Origin of the sequence: Escherichia sp. UTM R2, from assembly GCF_048593455.1 — a bacterium.
Lineage (GTDB): Bacteria > Pseudomonadota > Gammaproteobacteria > Enterobacterales > Enterobacteriaceae > Escherichia > Escherichia coli.
Window position 1 is genome coordinate 2,780,858 of the sequence record NZ_JBFWDY010000002.1, and the last position, 18,709, is coordinate 2,799,566.

An 18,709-nucleotide genomic window follows, 5' to 3' on the forward strand; every position below is an offset into this window, starting at 1 on the left:
TTAAATGATACCCGGTTGCGATATTCGTACCGGGCTTTAGAGATTTGCATTTTTTTAATTAACCTTTCAAGGATTAAAGGTGCGCCCTCTTATTTTATCGATTTTCGCACTATTTCTTGCGGGATGTACGCACAGCCAGCAAAGTATGGTCGATACATTTCGCGCCAGCCTTTTCGATAATCAGGATATCACCGTAGCGGATCAGCAGATCCAGGCGTTGCCTTATTCCACGATGTATTTACGCCTTAATGAAGGGCAACGAATCTTTGTGGTACTGGGATATATAGAACAAGAACAAAGCAAATGGTTATCCCAGGATAACGCCATGCTGGTTACTCATAATGGACGTCTTTTAAAGACCGTCAAACTTAATAATAATCTGCTGGAAGTGACAAATTCCGGGCAGGACCCTCTGCGTAACGCGCTGGCAATAAAAGACGGTAGCCGCTGGACGCGCGATATTCTCTGGAGTGAAGACAACCATTTTCGCTCTGCGACCCTGAGTTCCACTTTTTCCTTTGCTGGATTAGAGACGCTGAATATTGCGGGTCGCGATGTGCTGTGTAATGTCTGGCAGGAAGAGGTGACTTCCACACTGCCAGAAAAACAGTGGCAAAACACATTCTGGGTCGATTCGGCTACTGGCCAGGTTCGTCAAAGTCGGCAAATGTTAGGCGCAGGGGTTATTCCCGTAGAAATGACGTTTCTTAAACCCGCACCATGAATAAATTACAGTCGTATTTCATTGCCAGCGTACTTTACGTAATGACACCCCATGCCTTTGCGCAAGGAACGGTGACTATTTATCTGCCTGGCGAACAACAGACACTTTCCGTTGGCCCCGTGGAAAATGTTGTCCAGTTGATGACACAACCGCAACTGCGCGATCGCCTCTGGTGGCCTGGTGCCTTGCTGACCGACTCTGCGGCGAAAGCTAAAGCGCTTAAAGACTACCAACATGTCATGGCACAGCTTGCTTCCTGGGAAGCAGAAGCTGACGACGATGTGGCGGCAACGATTAAATCCGTGCGCCAGCAGTTACTCAATCTCAATATCGCTGGTCGCTTACCGGTCAAACTGGACCCTGATTTTGTACGAGTGGATGAGAACAGCAATCCCCCGCTGGTCGGGGACTATACGCTCTATACCGTACAGCGTCCGGTGACTATTACTCTGCTGGGTGCGGTTTCTGGGACTGGGCAATTGCCCTGGCAGGCAGGCCGTAGCGTTACCGATTATCTGCAAGATCACCCCCGCCTTGCAGGCGCGGACAAGAATAACGTTATGGTGATTACGCCTGAGGGTGAGACTGTCGTCGCCCCTGTTGCCCTGTGGAATAAAAGACATGTGGAACCACCGCCTGGCAGCCAGCTTTGGTTGGGCTTTTCTGCGCATGTACTGCCCGAAAAATATGCTGATTTAAATGACCAGATTGTGTCTGTTTTAACGCAACGTGTTCCTGACTGATGAAGAAGAATTCTTATCTTTTAAGCTGCCTGGCCATTGCCGTCTCCAGTGCCTGTCATGCTGAAGTATTAACCTATCCGGATCCGCTGGGTTCGTCGCAATCGGACTTTGGCGGCACAGGATTGTTGCAGATGCCAAATGCGCGCATCGCACCGGAAGGTGAATTCAGCGTCAACTACCGGGATAACGATCAATACCGTTTCTACTCCACCTCCGTGGCGCTGTTCCCATGGCTGGAAGGCACCATTCGTTATACGGATGTGCGCACACGTAAATATAGCCAGTGGGAAGATTTCAGCGGCGATCAGTCATACAAAGACAAATCATTCGATTTTAAACTTCGCCTGTGGGAAGAAGGTTACTGGCTACCGCAAGTGGCGTTTGGTAAACGTGATATTGCTGGTACGGGTCTGTTTGACGGTGAGTATCTGGTGGCCAGCAAGCAAGCGGGGCCATTTGATTTCACCCTCGGGATGGCATGGGGCTACGCCGGTAATGCGGGCAATATTACCAACCCGTTTTGCCGGGTAAGCGATAAATATTGTCATCGCGCAGAGTCTCACGATGCGGGCGATATCAGCTTTAGCGATATCTTTCGTGGCCCGGCCTCCATCTTTGGCGGCATTGAGTATCAAACGCCGTGGAATCCCCTGCGTCTGAAACTCGAATACGACGGCAACAATTACCAGAATGATTTCGCTGGCAAACTGCCTCAGGCAAGCCATTTCAACGTCGGTGCAGTTTATCGCGCTGCCAGCTGGGCAGACCTCAACCTGAGTTATGAACGCGGTAACACGTTGATGTTTGGTTTCACTTTACGGACCAATTTCAACGATCTGCGCCCTGCCCTGCGCGATACGCCAAAACCGGCATATCAACCAGCGCCGGAATCTGAAGGATTGCAGTACACCACGGTAGCAAACCAACTTACCGCCCTGAAGTATAACGCGGGCTTTGACGTGCCAGAAATTCAGCTACGCGATAAGACGCTGTATATGTCTGGTCAGCAATACAAATACCGTGACTCTCGTGAAGCGGTCGATCGTGCCAACCGGATTCTGGTGAATAACCTGCCGCAAGGCGTTGAGAAGATTAGCGTGACGCAAAAGCGCGAGCATATGGCGATGGTGACTACCGAAACCGACGTAGCCAGCCTGCGCAAACAGCTGGCTGGTACAGCGCCTGGTAAATCAGAGCCACTGCAACAGCAACGTGTTGAAGCAGAAGATCTTTCTGCCTTCGGTCGGGGCTACCGTATTCGTGAAGATCGCTTTAGCTACTCTTTCAACCCAACACTTTCACAATCGCTGGGCGGCCCGGAAGATTTCTATATGTTCCAGTTGGGGCTGATGTCCAGCGCCCGCTACTGGTTTACTGACCACCTGCTGCTTGATGGCGGTATTTTCACCAATATTTACAATAACTACGACAAGTTTAAGTCTTCGCTATTACCCGCGGACTCTACCCTGCCCCGCGTGCGCACGCATATCCGTGATTACGTTCGCAATGACGTTTATCTCAACAACTTGCAGGCGAACTACTTTGCCGACTTAGGCAATGGTTTCTATGGCCAGGTGTATGGCGGTTATCTGGAAACGATGTACGCCGGTGTCGGTTCCGAGCTGCTTTATCGCCCGCTAGATGCCAGCTGGGCGCTGGGTGTGGACGTTAACTACGTGAAGCAACGTGACTGGGACAACATGATGCGCTTCACCGATTATTCCACACCCACAGGTTTCGTGACGGCTTACTGGAACCCGCCGACGCTCAATGGCGTACTGATGAAACTTAGCGTTGGGCAATATCTGGCAAAAGATAAAGGCGCAACGATCGACGTCGCCAAACGCTTTGACAGCGGCGTGGCGGTAGGGGTATGGGCGGCAATCAGTAACGTATCTAAAGATGACTACGGCGAAGGCGGCTTTAGTAAAGGTTTTTATATCTCGATTCCGTTCGACTTGATGACCATTGGACCTAACCGCAACCGCGCGGTGGTTTCGTGGACACCATTGACGCGTGATGGTGGACAAATGCTGTCACGCAAATACCAGCTCTATCCAATGACGGCAGAGCGAGAAGTACCGGTTGGACAATAACCTGACGTAATTCATAACATTACATTGACTGATAAATATAAACCAATGAAAAAGAACATTTTTAAGTTTTCGGTACTGACATTGGCTGTTCTGTCTTTGACAGCATGTACCCTTGTTCCTGGTCAGAATTTATCGACCAGTAACAAGGATGTCATTGAACTACCTGACAATCAGTATGACCTGGACAAAATGGTCAATATCTATCCCGTCACGCCAGGATTGATTGATCAGCTGCGCGCCAAACCGATTATGTCGCAGGCTAACCCGGAGCTGGAGCAGCAAATCGCGAACTATGAATATCGTATCGGCATTGGGGATGTGTTGATGGTTACGGTCTGGGATCACCCGGAACTAACCACCCCCGCAGGGCAATACCGTAGCGCCAGTGATACCGGCAACTGGGTTAACGCCGATGGTGCGATTTTCTACCCCTATATTGGTCGCCTGAAAGTGGCCGGGAAAACACTTACCCAGGTACGCAACGAGATTACAGCGCGTCTGGATTCAGTCATTGAAAGCCCGCAAGTCGATGTCAGCGTCGCGGCGTTCCGCTCGCAAAAAGCGTACGTCACCGGCGAAGTCAGCAAATCGGGTCAGCAGCCGATTACCAATATTCCTCTGACCATCATGGATGCGATTAACGCCGCGGGCGGTCTGACCGCAGATGCAGACTGGCGCAACGTGGTGCTCACCCAGAATGGCGTAAAGACCAAAGTGAACCTCTATGCGCTGATGCAGCGTGGCGACTTGCGCCAGAACAAACTGCTGCACCCGGGCGATATTTTATTTATTCCGCGCAACGATGATCTGAAAGTCTTCGTGATGGGTGAAGTGGGTAAACAGAGCACGCTGAAAATGGACCGCAGCGGTATGACCCTGGCGGAAGCGCTGGGTAACGCTGAGGGTATGAATCAGGATGTCGCTGATGCGACGGGGATTTTTGTTATTCGTGCAACGCAAAACAAGCAGAATGGCAAAATCGCCAATATTTATCAGCTGAATGCGAAGGACGCATCGGCAATGATACTCGGAACGGAATTCCAGCTTGAACCTTACGACATTGTTTATGTCACTACCGCGCCGCTGGCTCGTTGGAACCGTGTGATTTCTCTGCTGGTACCGACGATTTCCGGGGTGCATGACCTGACAGAGACTTCACGGTGGATTCAAACATGGCCCAACTAAAATTTAACTCAATCCTGGTGGTTTGTACCGGCAACATTTGCCGTTCGCCCATTGGCGAGCGCTTGCTGCGTAAACGTCTGCCGGGCGTAAAAGTCAAATCGGCAGGTGTTCATGGTCTGGTAAAACACCCTGCAGATGCGACAGCGGCAGATGTTGCCGCTAATCATGGCGTATCTCTTGAAGGACATGCCGGACGTAAGCTCACTGCTGAGATGGCACGAAATTACGATCTGATTCTGGCAATGGAGTCGGAACATATTGCTCAGGTTACCGCAATTGCTCCCGAGGTCCGCGGGAAGACAATGCTGTTTGGGCAATGGCTGGAACAGAAAGAGATCCCGGATCCCTATCGTAAAAGTCAGGACGCATTTGAACATGTCTACGGTATGTTGGAGCGCGCCAGTCAGGAATGGGCGAAGCGCCTCAGCCGGTAATTTGAGTTTATAAAATACGATGACAACTAAAAATATGAATACGCCACCAGGCAGCACTCAGGAAAATGAGATCGATCTGCTTCGTCTGGTCGGCGAGTTATGGGATCACCGTAAGTTTATTATCAGCGTGACCGCGTTATTCACGCTGATCGCTGTCGCTTACTCGCTGTTAAGCACACCAATTTATCAGGCAGATACTCTGGTCCAGGTTGAGCAAAAACAGGGCAACGCCATTCTCAGCGGCCTGAGCGATATGATCCCTAACTCATCGCCCGAGTCTGCACCGGAGATCCAACTGCTGCAATCGCGCATGATTCTCGGTAAAACCATTGCTGAACTGAATCTGCGCGACATAGTTGAGCAGAAGTATTTTCCGATTGTGGGTCGCGGCTGGGCGAGATTAACCAAAGAAAAACCAGGTGAGCTGGCGATCAGCTGGATGCATATTCCACAACTGAATGGTCAGGATCAGCAACTGACACTCACGGTTGGGGAAAACGGCCACTATACACTGGAAGGTGAAGAGTTCACCGTCAATGGTATGGTCGGCCAGCGTCTGGAAAAAGATGGCGTTGCGCTGACTATCGCGGACATTAAGGCCAAACCAGGAACACAGTTTGTCCTGAGCCAGCGTACCGAACTGGAAGCGATTAACGCATTGCAGGAAACCTTTACCGTTAGCGAACGCAGTAAAGAAAGCGGGATGCTGGAACTTACCATGACTGGTGATGATCCCCAGTTGATTACTCGTATTCTGAACAGCATCGCTAACAACTATTTGCAACAGAATATCGCTCGCCAGGCGGCGCAGGATTCACAAAGCCTTGAATTCTTACAGCGCCAGTTACCTGAAGTGCGCAGCGAGCTGGACCAAGCGGAAGAAAAACTCAACGTTTATCGCCAGCAGCGCGATTCGGTTGACCTTAACCTGGAAGCCAAAGCCGTTCTTGAGCAGATTGTGAACGTTGATAATCAACTCAATGAGCTGACCTTCCGCGAGGCAGAGATCTCCCAGCTGTATAAGAAAGATCACCCAACTTATCGTGCGCTGCTGGAAAAACGCCAGACGCTGGAGCAAGAACGCAAACGCCTGAATAAGCGGGTATCGGCAATGCCTTCCACTCAACAGGAAGTGTTACGTTTAAGCCGTGACGTAGAAGCGGGCCGTGCGGTATATCTGCAATTACTTAACCGCCAGCAGGAGTTGAGTATTTCGAAATCCAGTGCCATTGGTAACGTGCGGATTATCGACCCGGCAGTCACTCAGCCGCAGCCAGTGAAACCGAAAAAAGCGTTGAACGTGGTGCTTGGTTTTATTCTTGGCCTGTTTATTTCTGTGGGTGCCGTGCTGGCGCGTGCGATGTTGCGTCGTGGTGTAGAAGCCCCGGAACAACTGGAAGAGCACGGCATCAGCGTTTATGCCACTATCCCAATGTCCGAGTGGCTGGATAAACACACCCGTCTGCGTAAGAAAAATTTATTTTCTAATCAGCAGCGCCATCGTACTAAAAATATCCCCTTCCTGGCGGTGGATAACCCGGCGGATTCTGCTGTGGAAGCCGTACGTGCGCTACGAACCAGTCTGCATTTCGCTATGATGGAGACGGAGAATAACATTCTGATGATCACCGGTGCGACGCCAGACAGTGGTAAAACGTTTGTCAGTTCAACTCTGGCAGCGGTGATCGCCCAGTCCGATCAAAAAGTGTTATTTATTGATGCCGACTTACGCCGTGGTTATTCGCATAACCTGTTTACCGTGAGTAATGAACATGGCTTGTCGGAATATCTGGCAGGTAAAGATGAGCTCAACAAAGTGATCCAGCATTTTGGCAAAGGAGGCTTTGATGTGATTACTCGCGGTCAGGTGCCACCTAACCCGTCTGAACTGCTGATGCGCGATCGGATGCGTCAATTACTGGAATGGGCGAACGACCATTACGATCTGGTGATTGTCGATACGCCGCCGATGCTGGCGGTGAGTGATGCCGCGGTCGTGGGGCGTTCTGTTGGCACCAGCCTGCTGGTTGCGCGTTTTGGCTTGAACACCGCCAAAGAGGTGAGTTTGTCAATGCAGCGTCTGGAACAGGCAGGCGTCAATATTAAAGGCGCTATCCTCAATGGTGTGATTAAACGCGCCAGCACCGCTTACAGTTACGGCTATAACTATTACGGTTATAGTTACTCCGAGAAAGAGTAAAACTGAAAGTGGCCGGATGCGGCGTGAACGCCTTTTCCGGTCTACGCATTAGACAGTTCTTCGTTTGTCATCAGCCTCAGAGCATTCAGGTAACTGAATGCTCTTTTTTATGCATTACAAACTGCACGCCGGTATGCGTGCTTCATTCACGATTTGCGTAAAACCTGCCAACGAACACATGCCCTGCGCATTTCGCTCTTCACATCCTGCCAGGGTCAGTTTCACCTCTCCGGGCGGCGTATTTAATGACAGCGGCGTTTTATCACGCATCTGCTGTAAAGTCTGGAAGACCAACGAAACCTGAATCCACTGGCTGTTATCGCTTAGCCGACGCCAGCGTTCAAACACCAGTTCACCACCTGGCGGCGTGTTATCCGGCTGACCGGGAAGCGTCCAGTTGAGCTCCAGTGCGCCGCCGAGATTTGCCAGATTAGTATCGTGTCCGGCGATAAACAGCACTGAAGTGGGTAATGTCACACCATACGCCTGTTTTTGCGGTGGATGGGGCGTCAACGCTGTCTTGATCAAATCTAATAACGGGGTGGCGCGGCTGCGGGCAACCTCTGGCGTGCGTTGTAGCAAATAAAATTGCGCGTTATGCAAACTTAGCAAGGTGTTCCACTGGTGTGAATCGGTGATCCTTCCCCACCCCGGCTCCGGCATTCCCTGTGCTTGTTGCAGGAGAAATATCTCCGTCAGCATTGATGCGAGGCTTACCGCACCGGTTAATGAGACATTGTCGGCGCTCACCTTGAGTTCCGATGGTAATGCCTGCGTTAATGAACAGCTTTCGTCCTGTTTCTCACGTTTAAGGCACAAGTTTGATTGCGGAAAATTAAGCACCCGTTCCAGTTCGCGAAACGCCGTTTGCCGATGCCCGGTAAAGTCAGCAATTGACCCTCCTGCCCTGCTGAGGATCGCGTCAGTCACGTTCGCGTTATCCAGTTGGCAAACGCCAGTTTTTAGAGGATTAAATAACGGATCGGGACTGGACGTATCTGCCTGGGTATGTACGGTTATTGCACAGTCAGGTGCCAGCCCGGCGGCGAAGGCTTCGCCTGTTTTACGGGTACGCTCGTCGACATCAGCAATAATCGCGACCTGACCAGACTGCGGGCAGCCCTTTTTCGCCAGCAATCCGTCGGCTACCAGACGCTGGCGTTGGTAATGTCCGAGATAGGCGATTAGCTCACCACCGCGCGGTGTCAGCCAACCCAGTTTTACCGGCCAGGTTGGCCATGCGTCTGGGGTGACATCCTGCATCAGTTGCGTGGCCTTGGTTGGAGCACGCACACCATGACGACTGACAATCACCACACTTTCCAGCTTCAGCTCCGGCTCACTCTGAGCGAATGCAGATTGCGGGGTTAACGGAATCAGAAGAGATAAAAATGGGATTAAGATCGCTTTCATCGATATGTTTCCGCTTTTCATATCTGACATTATTGATTGCCTGATGCGATGCTAATGCGCCGCATCAGGCCTACGTTCGTTAACTTTTCAGACGCGGGTCCAGCCATACCAACACAAGGGTGGAGAGCGAACACATCAACAAAATGCCGACGAACCAAAGTAAATACCACATTGTTCCTGCTCCTTAGTACAACTCGTTTTCGTTACGGCGGAGAGTTTCTGTTGTCATGCGTCCCCACATTTTGTAGTAGCTCCAGAGAGTGTAGAGCAACACAATGGGCAAAAATATCAGCACGATTACCAACATAATGCTCAGCGTCAGCTGACTGGAAGTGCTGTCCCACAACGTCAGGCTGGAGATTGGACTCACGCTTGACGGCATGACAAAGGGGAACAGCGTGATGCCTGCCGTGAAAATCACGCCAAATTGCATCAATGACGCCATTAAAAATCCCCAACCCGGGCGACCACGATAAATCGCCATCACCGTCAGCAATGGGCAGAAGAACCCCAGCAGCGGGAAGATCCACAAAACGGGCGATTCGACGAAATTATTCATCCAGGCACCAGGTAGCACTGCCACCAGTTTCATTAACGGATTGGAAGGACCGTTAGCATCCTGGGCGAGCAGTACAAAGCCATCAATACCGACCCACAGCCAGTAACCCGCCAGCAAAAAGCACAGCATCACCAACAGTGCAGCGCGTTTGGTGGCCAGCTGTGAACGCAGATGAATCACACCAACAGTTTTCAGTTGTAACCAGACGCCACCTTGCAAAATCACCATCCCAAGGCTGAGCAATCCGCACAATAAAGGGAATGGCGTCAGCAGTTGCCAGAAGCTGCCGAGATACTCCACGCGTAATTGCGGTGTGAAGGCAAACGGCACGCCGAGCAACAAGTTGCCGAAGGCGATACCGAAGACTACCGGCGGCACCAGACTGCCGATGACCAGACCGGCGTCCCACATTTTACGCCAGCGTGCATCGGCGATTTTTCCGCGATAATCAAAGGCCAGCGGGCGGAAGAACAGTGAGCACAGCACCAGGATCATCGCCACATAAAAGCCGGAAAACGCCGCTGCATACACTCTGGGCCAGGCGGCAAATAATGCCCCACCAGCGAGGATCAACCAGACCTGGTTGCCTTCCCAGTGTGCACCAACGCTGTTTATCACTATCCGGCGTTCATCATCATTACGCGCCACCAGCGGCAGCAGACAGCCGATCCCCATGTCAAATCCGTCGGAGATCATAAAGACCACCAGGATCACGCCAATCAGCAGCCACCAGATGAAGCGCAATGTTTCATAATCAAACATGATTTTCTCCTTTACCCCTGTTGCTGCGTCGGTTGTTCACTCTGCATCGCGCTCGGCCCCAGACGGGCATATTTCTGCATCAGGTAGACTTCGGCGATTAAGAACAGGGTGTAAAGCCCTACGATCATGATCAGTGAGAAAGCCAGTTGTCCTGTGGTTAAAGCGGAGTGCGCGGAGTATGTCGGTAAGATGTCCTGTATCGCCCACGGCTGACGACCAAACTCGGTCATAAACCACCCGGCTTCAATCGCAATCCACGGCAACGGCAAACTCCAGAGCGCCATTTTCAGCACCCAGCGATGCTGGTCGATTTTGCCACGCAGCGTCTGGACAAGCGCAATCAGCATCACCAGTAGCAGCAGGGAACCACAGCCCACCATGATGCGGAAACTCCAGAATACCGGCGCAACCTGAGGTATCGCGCCACGCATCGCCGCCTGGTACTGTGCGGCTGTGACATGATTCATATCCGGCGCATAGCGGGAGAGCAACATGCCGTAGCCCAGGTCACCTTCCAGTCCCCGGAATGCCTGCAACACATGCGGCTCACGATTGCCTTGCGATATTTCCTGCATTAACAGCCAGGCCATACGTCCGCGTTGCAAGCGTGGGTAGGTTTCAGCCATCAAATTCTTCAGACCCGGCACGGGTTTATCTAATGAGTGAGTGGCGAGGATCCCTAGCAGCGCGGGAATTTTGAGGGCAAAGGCGTTACGCTCTTGATCCTGTTCCGGCCAGGCAACCACATGGAACGGTGCAGGTGCAGGTTCCGTTTGCCACTCCCCTTCCATCGCCGCCAGTTTTACCGGTTGTACTTGCGCGACTTCATACGCAGAACTGTCTCCGAGTTGCAGGGTACCGATAATCGCCAGAGTACCGAAGACGGAACCGATGGCAAACGAGCGTAATGCGACATCGCGCTCCCGTCCGCGCAGTAAATACCAGGCGCTGATCGCCATAATAAACATGGCCCCGGTCACGTAGCCCGCCATTACGGTGTGCACAAATTTCACCTGGCTGACCGGATTAAAGACCAGCTCGCTGAAGCTGGTCATCTCCATACGCAGGGTGTCGATATCAAAATGCGCACCGGTCGGGTATTGCATCCAACCGTTGGCATTCAATATCCACAACGCAGAGAGATTTGAACCGAACGCCACCAGCCACGTCACCAGCAGGTGCTGGTATTTATTCAGCCGTTGCCAGCCGAAGAAGAACAGCCCGACAAAGGTGGATTCGAGGAAGAAGGCCATTAATGCTTCCATCGCCAGCGGTGCGCCAAAAATATCGCCCACATAGTTGGAATAGAATGACCAGTTAGTACCAAACTGAAACTCCATGGTCAGGCCGGTAGCCACGCCAAGAGCAAAATTGATACCGAAGAGCTTACCCCAGAAGCGAGTCATATCGCGGTAGATTGTTTTGCCGGTGACCACGTAAATGGTTTCCATGATAGCCAGCAAAAAAATCAGCCCCAGGGTAAGGGGTACAAATAAAAAGTGATACAGCGCGGTCAGAGCAAACTGCCAGCGCGATAAATCAATGACATCCCACATGCGCACTCCTGTAGGCGAAGAGAGAAAAATAACCCGATAATGGTAGATCTCCCTCTTTATCCTGAAACTCTACGACCAGAGGTATTCGCCGATTGCGATATTCATAAGACTGAAAGCGATACTTACCGTCTTTTTACGTCGGTGCAGCTTCCGCCAGCCACTGACATACCTCGCTAAGCCGCTGCGCAGAGTCGACCAAATCTTCTGGCGCTGCCAGCACCACTTCCGGTATTGGGCAGATTTCATAACTTTCCAGTAACGGGCCTTTTAAGGTGTCCGTACAGCGTAAATGCCAGACATGGCGTAACCCCGTGGCGTTGATATAGCTCTCGCCATAGCCAATGGTACGAATCTGAATATTTCCCGGCCCACAGAGACGTGAGAGAAAAAGCCGATCAGCCTCGCTGATGGGTAATTGCGTCAGATTAATGCTGTGCGGCTGCGCGTCGGGGTTACGTACATGTGCCAGTAACTCATGCGCCAACGGTAGGCCATTCATCAGGCCATCAATGGGCGGCGGTAACAGCGAATCTGTCGGCAAGAGATTTTGCGTTGCCGCCTGCCACAACGCCAGCGGCGCGCAGCCAGCCTCCAGTTTGTCCTCCAGCAACTTTTCGCCGCGACGTCTGCGCACCCGCCATAATCCGCAGAAGATCGCCTCCTGTATTTCACTTTCACTGTCGTCAGCCTGCTGAATGCGCACTGACACTTCCCCTTCCCCGAGAAGCGTATTGATAAAGTGACGATCGTCGGCGTTGAGATTTAACAGATCGACTGCCAGCACCTCGCCCAACGGCGGTTGGCGTTCGCTTAGTTGATGTTGTAACTCGTTTAACAGCGCAATCACCTGCGGGCTGTGAGCACATTGCTCCAGGGCCGCCATACTCGGTTCATCATTCACCTGACAGGTGATCGGCAGTGGATTCATGCTGAAACTGTCATCGTTCGGTTGCGTTCCTGGCCCCAGCAGATGGAAAAAAGTTTCGCTCATGAGGCACGCTCCTGCTGCGGTTCGACAAGCCCGCGCATCAGGTTTATCAGTTCCGCCCACGGGTGAATACCATTCAGCACGCCGCGATAGTTTCCGCCGGTAAACACTAAAGTGGCAGGAAAGCGAAAGACGCCAAAGCGATCGCCGATGGCTTCGCTCTGCTCAAGGTCAGCAATCGCCACCTGCCATGTATAGTCGGGAAACTCGCGCAGTAATTCGCCAATCATTACCGGATTATCGCTGACCTCTGGCGTGCGTTTCGGGTCACTGCTTAATAACACCACGCCGTCTGGCGCTTGCGTAAGCCAGTCGTCAAGACGGGATTCACTGACTGGCGTCCAGCCGCGCGCCAGCATTCGTTGCCACAACGCATCAAATGGCGTGTCGTTGCTCATCCCTGCTCCTCCTGTGTCATCCGGTACTGGCGCAAGCGAACGCCTTCGTAATTTTCCATCGACAGACAGTCATAATTGAGACAGCGCGATTCATTAGCCGGTTGCGGCACAATTCCCCACGCAGCAAGCTGCGCCAGCGCCGCCTGTTCCGCAGCGGGCAGTTGCTCCCGTGCCAGTTCGCTCAGGCTACCGCCGTAGTCGTCGAGCATTGCGGGTTGCAGACCGACGAGGGCAATATGTGCTGGCAGATGTCCGCGGATATCCGCCAGCGCCAACACTTCGGAGAAACTGTTCTGATGCAGGCTCATTTTCTTCGCGCTGAGATAAGCCGGAATGCGTTCTCCGGCATAGGTTCGCAGCGTTCCAGGTTCCAGCCCGTAGTCAATGGCATCGAGAATCAACAGATGGCTGGCGCTTTCGACATACCCCAGCAAGTTCAGTCCCTGAGTACCGCCATCGACAATCTCCACATACTCGGGCCAGTGGTAATGGGCATACAGCCGTTCCACCACCCGCACGCCGAAGCCTTCATCGGCCCACAGCAGGTTGCCCAGCCCCATGACCACCACGCGTTGCTCGCTCATGAACGCTCCTTGTTACTTATTTTGCCAAATTTGTGGCTACGGTAGCCGTTGACCATGGTGGAGATCACCGTGTCGTCGGACATGATGTCTTCACGCAGCGCCATGTAGACATGACCGATCACAAACGCGCCAATCAGCCACATCCCCAGCCGATGCCAGCTGTGAATGTCCATTGAGTTGCCACCCGTCCAGTAGAAAAATTCCACCACATAACGGAACGGCGCAAAAATAGCGTACTGGCTGTGTTCGCTGTACAGCGCAAAACCAGTGATGATCATAAAGACCGACATCAGGAAATAGCCGAACATCGCCGCCTGGGCGATGGGATTATGGCCTATATCGGCACTCGGACGTTTTGCCAGAAACAGATACCAGCGGATTTCATACCACACGCCCTGCCACCAGCTTTTACGCCATACCGGCACGATAAACAGCTCGCGGGAGTATCGATTGCCAACAAAAGCCCAGTAGATCCGCATCAGCAAAACCACGGTAAAAACCATCCCGGCGCTGAAGTGAATTAACCTGATGTAGCCCATATAGAACAGATACGTCGCCTCGCCGCTGACGGAAGGTAGCGGCTTGCCGATAAAGTATCCGGTGACCATCAACACCGCCATGCATAACACCGTCAACCAGTGCCAGATGCGCACTGGCGCTTCAAAGACATAGTGGCTGACAACGTTGTCGCTTTTCTGTTGCATGATGATTCTCCTTCGCTGTTAACGCACCTGCACGGAGATCAGCTCGCTACCGTCGTCGCCCAGCACGTGTGTTGAACAGGCGAGGCACGGGTCAAAGCTGTGCAGAGTACGCAGGATCTCCAGCGGTTGCTCGGGGATCGCCATTTTGGTGTTCATCAGCGCCGCTTCATAAGCGCCAATCTGCCCTTTGGGATCGCGCGGGCTGGCGTTCCAGGTGGTCGGCACCACGCACTGGTAGAGATCAATCTTGCCATCGCGAATGGCGGCCCAGTGGCCTAACGCCCCGCGCGGCGCTTCGGTAAAACCGACACCACGGCACTCTGTCGGCCAGGTTGCAGGTTCCCATTTTTCCGTGGAAGCAGTGGCGAGATTGCCGTTTTTCAGGTTGGTCATCAGCTTGTCGAAGAAATACTGCAACTTACCTGCGGCCCACTGCGCTTCGTGCGCGCGGCACAAAATGCGGCCTAACGTTGACTGGATACCGGAAAGCGGCAGGTTCAACGCCGACATCATGCGATCGACCGACTCAACGGTCGCAGCATCGCCTTTGTGATAAGCGATTAACGTGCGCGCCAGCGGCCCCACTTCCATCGCGTTACCGCGCCAGCGTGGCGCTTTGATCCACGAGTAGCGTTCCTGTTCATTCAGCTGCTGAATGTTGGTATCGCTGCCTTTGACATCGCCGGGGTTGTACCACGGGTCGGTGATGCCATCGAACGGATGACGCCCGACCTGATCGTTGGGATATCGATACCAGGCGTGGTCGACAAACTCCTGCACCTGCTGCGGATCAACCAAATCCACTGGCAGCACATTGTTGAAGTCGCCGTTAATCACCGCGCCGCCAGGCATCAGCAGACTTTTCTCGCCAAAGTCGTTGGCAATATCCGGGAATGCGCCGTAGCTGAGAACGCATTTATCAGAAAGACCAGTGCCGATTTCGCTCCACGGTTTGTTGAACTGACCGATGGCTAAGGCGTCGGGGATCATCACGTTGTTAATGAAGTCCGCCGTGCGGGTGATAATTGACTGCACCAGGTTCAGGCGTTCCATATTGACTGCCCCGACCGCGCCGCTTTCGTCAATGTTGATGGCGCAAGGCATCCCGCCGACAATCCAGTTTGGATGCGGGTTTTTACCGCCAAAGACCGCGTGGATTTTGACAATTTCACGCTGGAAATCGAGAGCTTCGAGATAGTGGGCAAAGCCCATCAGGTTAGCTTCTGGCGGCAGTTTGTACTGCGGGTGCCCCCAGTAGCCATTGCGGAAGATCCCCAACTGCCCGCCTTCAACAAATTTTTTCAGGCGGTTTTGTACGTCGAAGAAATAGCCAGGGGATGATTTCGGCCAAGAGGAGAGACTTTGCGCCAGTTCGGAGGTTTTCCGCGGGTCGGCTTTCAGCGCATCTAACACATCGATCCAGTCCATCCCGGCAAGCTGATAGAAGTGCACCAGATGATCGTGGCACCAGAGCGTTGCCAGCATAATGTTGCGGATGATATTGGCGTTGTCCGGCACTTTAATACCGATAGCATCTTCGATGGCGTAAACCGAAGCCAGGGCGTGTACGCCAGTACAGACGCCGCAGATACGTTCAACGAACGCCCACGCATCGCGCGGGTCGCGCCCTTGCAGAATGATCTCCAGCCCGCGAAACATGGTGCCGCAGGAGACGGCATTGGTGATCACATTCTGATCGTTAATATTCACTTCGCAGCGCATGTGGCCTTCGATGCGCGTAATCGGGTCGACCACCAGGCGGCGTCCGGCATTATTGATGGTGTATCCCTGAGTTTCGTACTGAGTGCTCATGCCTGTTTATCCTCATTGCCTGGCTGATGTTCGGTTTCTGTAGGTTGCTGGTTATGACGTCTGCGCTGGTCAACGGCGCTGGCGACTGCGTGCACACCAACAGCCGCTGCCACCACGCCAAGCGCGGTTAAACCGACGGTATCGGCGGTGGAATGAGTACCCATTTGCGGAATATCGACCACGCGGCTGTAGAACGAACCGCGATCCCAGAAACCATTTTCCGCACAGCCCAGGCAGCCGTGACCAGACTGGATTGGGAAAGAAACGCCATCATTCCAGCGTGTGGAGGAACAGGCGTTATAGGTGGTAGGCCCTTTGCAGCCCATTTTGTACAGGCAGTAACCTTTGCGGGCAGCGTCATCATCCCAACTCTGGACGAACTCTCCGGCGTCGAAGTGGGCGCGGCGATAGCATTTATCGTGGATTCGCTGACCATAGAACATCAGCGGACGGCCCATTCTGTCGACATCTGGCAAGCGATCAAAGGTCACCATGTAAGTAATGATGGCGCTCATCACATCCGGGATCGGCGGGCAGCCAGGTACTTTGATAATGGGTTTGTCGGTGATGACTTTGTCGATAGGCGTTGCCTGCGTCGGATTGGGTCGCGCGGCCTGCACGCAGCCCCAGGACGCGCAGGTTCCCCAGGCGATAATCGCGCTGGCTCCGGCAGCGGCACGTTTGAGTTTCTCAATAAACGGTCGACCGCTGCTGATACAGAACATCCCCTGCTCGCCCAGCGGCGGATTACCTTCTACTGCGAGGATATATTTGCCATTGTATTGCGTGATGATGTCTTCAAAGACTTCTTCCGCCTGGGTTCCGGCGGCAGCCATCAAAGTATCGTCGTAATCGAGGGAAATCAGGGAAAGGATGACGTCCTTCGCCAGTGGGTGAGCGGAGCGGATAAAAGATTCGGTACAGCAGGTGCATTCCAGACCGTGGATCCATACCACCGGAATGCGCGGTTTGTTCTCCAGCGCCCAGGCAATCTTTGGTGCCATTCCCGCGCCTAATCCCAGCGACGTGGCAGCCAGACTACAATATTTGAGAAAGCTGCGCCGGGTAACGCCCTGACGCCGCATGGCCTGGTAAAATGTTTCCTCGTTATTCATATCGCACGTCTCTCCTCCTTGCGACACCGGCAGGACACCGGGCGCTTATGGTCGGCAAGCGACGTCCCTGTAGCAAGGCAAACCATCGCTTCACGTGAGATGCTGAAAACGAAAGCTCATCCTTCTGCACTGGCGCACGTCGCCAGAAAGTATTGTTAATAAAGCGTAGTGAAACTTTTGCACAAAACAATACAAACTGTGTGGATTTATCTTTTAGCGATAAAAATGGACCTATTTTTCTTTTGGCCGGGCGGTGGGGATGTTTAGCCGGTTGCTAAACGAGTAAAAGAGAAGGAATTCATGGTGATGAAATGATCAATCTGCTGTTATTTCACGCTATCAATGCACTTTTGGCTGTTTTTCAGGCAAACAAACAAATTAGGGGTTTACACGCCGCATCGGGATGTTTATAGTGCGCGTCATTCCGGAAGTGTGGCCGAGCGGTTGAAGGCACCGGTCTTGAAAACCGGCGACCCGAAAGGGTTCCAGAGTTCGAATCTCTGCGCTTCCGCCAAATAAGATAAGGGGTTAGCTAAATGCTAACCCCTTTTTCTTTTGCCTGTCGAAATTCTCAGGGCGTTATATTTGCTTAATGACCTGATAATCCGCTGTTAAACCTGTTCCAGATCAAATGCGTAAAGATGGGTAAAACTTCTGGGTGCCCTTACGCATTATCATTATGCTGCTTAATTAATTACATCTGTCATAGAGAGTGACTCAATGGATCGTATTGTTAGTTCTTCACATGACCGTACATCACTGCTTAGCACCCATAAGGTGCTGCGTAATACCTATTTTCTGCTGAGCCTGACGCTGGCCTTTTCGGCGATTACCGCAACTGCCAGTACGGTGCTGATGCTGCCATCTCCGGGTCTGATTCTGACGCTGGTGGGTATGTATGGTTTGATGTTCCTGACCTATAAAACGGCGAATAAGCCGACCGGGATTATCTCCGCATTCGCCTTTACCGGTTTTCTGGGTTATATCCTCGGACCTATTCTGAACACCTATCTGTCTGCCGGAATGGGTGACGTAATCGCTATGGCACTGGGCGGAACGGCGTTAGTGTTCTTCTGCTGCTCTGCATATGTGCTGACCACCCGCAAAGATATGTCGTTCCTCGGCGGTATGCTGATGGCGGGTATTGTGGTGGTGCTGATTGGTATGGTTGCGAATATCTTCCTGCAGCTGCCTGCTCTGCATCTGGCGATCAGCGCGGTCTTCATTCTGATCTCCTCTGGCGCTATCTTGTTTGAAACCAGCAACATCATTCATGGCGGTGAGACGAACTATATTCGTGCCACGGTTAGCCTGTATGTTTCGCTGTACAACATCTTCGTCAGCCTGCTGAGCATTCTGGGCTTCGCTAGCCGCGATTAATCTCACCCGCTAACACTTTCATAGCCTCGCTTTATGCGGGGCTTTGTTTTTTGTTA

At 52.6% G+C, this 18,709-nt stretch carries 17 protein-coding genes and 1 tRNA gene; 8 read left to right on the forward strand and 10 right to left on the reverse strand.

Annotated features, from left to right (window positions below):
• Positions 1–79 precede the first annotated feature (79 nt).
• From gfcB to etk, 6 genes are read left to right on the forward strand one after another with little or no spacing between them, the layout of a single operon-like run.
• The gene (gene gfcB / locus AB4H76_RS14365) at positions 80–724 is read left to right on the forward strand and encodes a lipoprotein GfcB (RefSeq protein ID WP_001316256.1); all 645 of its coding nucleotides are present in this window, start codon (positions 80–82) and stop codon (positions 722–724) included.
• Complete coding sequence (locus AB4H76_RS14370; RefSeq protein WP_077492720.1) at positions 721–1,467, forward strand: capsule biosynthesis GfcC family protein; 747 nt, start codon at positions 721–723, stop codon at positions 1,465–1,467. The genes gfcB and AB4H76_RS14370 overlap by 4 nt, the downstream gene beginning before the upstream one ends.
• The gene (locus tag AB4H76_RS14375; RefSeq protein WP_077492719.1) at positions 1,467–3,563 is read left to right on the forward strand and encodes a YjbH domain-containing protein; all 2,097 of its coding nucleotides are present in this window, start codon (positions 1,467–1,469) and stop codon (positions 3,561–3,563) included. The genes AB4H76_RS14370 and AB4H76_RS14375 overlap by 1 nt, the downstream gene beginning before the upstream one ends.
• 45 nt (positions 3,564–3,608) lie before the next feature.
• Positions 3,609–4,748, forward strand: a complete 1,140-nt coding sequence (locus tag AB4H76_RS14380; protein WP_001295357.1) for a polysaccharide export protein — start codon at positions 3,609–3,611, stop codon at positions 4,746–4,748.
• On the forward strand, positions 4,736–5,182 hold the full coding sequence (gene etp, locus AB4H76_RS14385) for a protein-tyrosine-phosphatase Etp (protein WP_000057871.1): 447 nt from the start codon (positions 4,736–4,738) through the stop codon (positions 5,180–5,182). The genes AB4H76_RS14380 and etp overlap by 13 nt, the downstream gene beginning before the upstream one ends.
• Positions 5,183–5,201: 19 nt before the next feature.
• The gene (gene etk, locus AB4H76_RS14390) at positions 5,202–7,382 is read left to right on the forward strand and encodes a tyrosine-protein kinase (protein ID WP_077492718.1); all 2,181 of its coding nucleotides are present in this window, start codon (positions 5,202–5,204) and stop codon (positions 7,380–7,382) included.
• A 114-nt stretch (positions 7,383–7,496) separates the two neighbouring features.
• Here the strand turns inward: etk and appA are convergent, their stop codons facing one another.
• The 10 genes from appA to hyaA all read right to left on the reverse strand — a co-directional run bounded on the left by appA (position 7,497) and on the right by hyaA (position 17,273).
• Positions 7,497–8,795, reverse strand: a complete 1,299-nt coding sequence (gene appA / locus AB4H76_RS14395) for a bifunctional acid phosphatase/4-phytase (protein ID WP_001300464.1) — start codon at positions 8,793–8,795, stop codon at positions 7,497–7,499.
• A gap of 79 nt (positions 8,796–8,874) precedes the next feature.
• The gene (gene cbdX / locus AB4H76_RS14400) at positions 8,875–8,967 is read right to left on the reverse strand and encodes a cytochrome bd-II oxidase subunit CbdX (RefSeq protein WP_000270305.1); all 93 of its coding nucleotides are present in this window, start codon (positions 8,965–8,967) and stop codon (positions 8,875–8,877) included.
• Between the two features lie 12 nt (positions 8,968–8,979).
• A complete protein-coding gene (gene appB / locus AB4H76_RS14405) occupies positions 8,980–10,116 on the reverse strand; it encodes a cytochrome d ubiquinol oxidase subunit II (RefSeq protein WP_000460803.1) in 1,137 nt (378 codons plus the stop codon).
• A gap of 11 nt (positions 10,117–10,127) precedes the next feature.
• Positions 10,128–11,672: a cytochrome bd-II oxidase subunit 1 gene (appC, locus tag AB4H76_RS14410; RefSeq protein ID WP_000263577.1), complete on the reverse strand. Its 1,545-nt coding sequence runs from the start codon at positions 11,670–11,672 to the stop codon at positions 10,128–10,130.
• A 133-nt stretch (positions 11,673–11,805) separates the two neighbouring features.
• Positions 11,806–12,663 (reverse strand): hydrogenase expression/formation protein, encoded by an 858-nt coding sequence (locus tag AB4H76_RS14415; protein ID WP_000004899.1) that lies wholly within the window; start codon positions 12,661–12,663, stop codon positions 11,806–11,808.
• A complete protein-coding gene (gene hyaE, locus AB4H76_RS14420; protein ID WP_000063978.1) occupies positions 12,660–13,058 on the reverse strand; it encodes a hydrogenase-1 operon protein HyaE in 399 nt (132 codons plus the stop codon). Before hyaE ends, AB4H76_RS14415 begins: the two co-directional genes overlap by 4 nt.
• On the reverse strand, positions 13,055–13,642 hold the full coding sequence (gene hyaD, locus AB4H76_RS14425) for a hydrogenase 1 maturation protease (RefSeq protein WP_077492715.1): 588 nt from the start codon (positions 13,640–13,642) through the stop codon (positions 13,055–13,057). The genes hyaE and hyaD overlap by 4 nt, the downstream gene beginning before the upstream one ends.
• Positions 13,639–14,346: a Ni/Fe-hydrogenase b-type cytochrome subunit gene (hyaC, locus tag AB4H76_RS14430; RefSeq protein ID WP_001186424.1), complete on the reverse strand. Its 708-nt coding sequence runs from the start codon at positions 14,344–14,346 to the stop codon at positions 13,639–13,641. The genes hyaD and hyaC overlap by 4 nt, the downstream gene beginning before the upstream one ends.
• 18 nt (positions 14,347–14,364) lie before the next feature.
• On the reverse strand, positions 14,365–16,158 hold the full coding sequence (gene hyaB, locus AB4H76_RS14435) for a Ni/Fe-hydrogenase large subunit (RefSeq protein ID WP_000107384.1): 1,794 nt from the start codon (positions 16,156–16,158) through the stop codon (positions 14,365–14,367).
• Positions 16,155–17,273: a hydrogenase 1 small subunit gene (hyaA, locus tag AB4H76_RS14440; protein WP_001058323.1), complete on the reverse strand. Its 1,119-nt coding sequence runs from the start codon at positions 17,271–17,273 to the stop codon at positions 16,155–16,157. The genes hyaB and hyaA overlap by 4 nt, the downstream gene beginning before the upstream one ends.
• A gap of 426 nt (positions 17,274–17,699) precedes the next feature.
• On the opposite strand from hyaA, the gene AB4H76_RS14445 reads away from it, so the two are divergent.
• Together AB4H76_RS14445 and yccA are read left to right on the forward strand one after the other, a co-directional pair.
• A tRNA-Ser gene (locus tag AB4H76_RS14445) sits at positions 17,700–17,787 on the forward strand.
• A gap of 206 nt (positions 17,788–17,993) precedes the next feature.
• Positions 17,994–18,653: an FtsH protease modulator YccA gene (gene yccA / locus AB4H76_RS14450; RefSeq protein WP_000375136.1), complete on the forward strand. Its 660-nt coding sequence runs from the start codon at positions 17,994–17,996 to the stop codon at positions 18,651–18,653.
• The last annotated feature ends 56 nt before the right edge of the window (positions 18,654–18,709 follow it).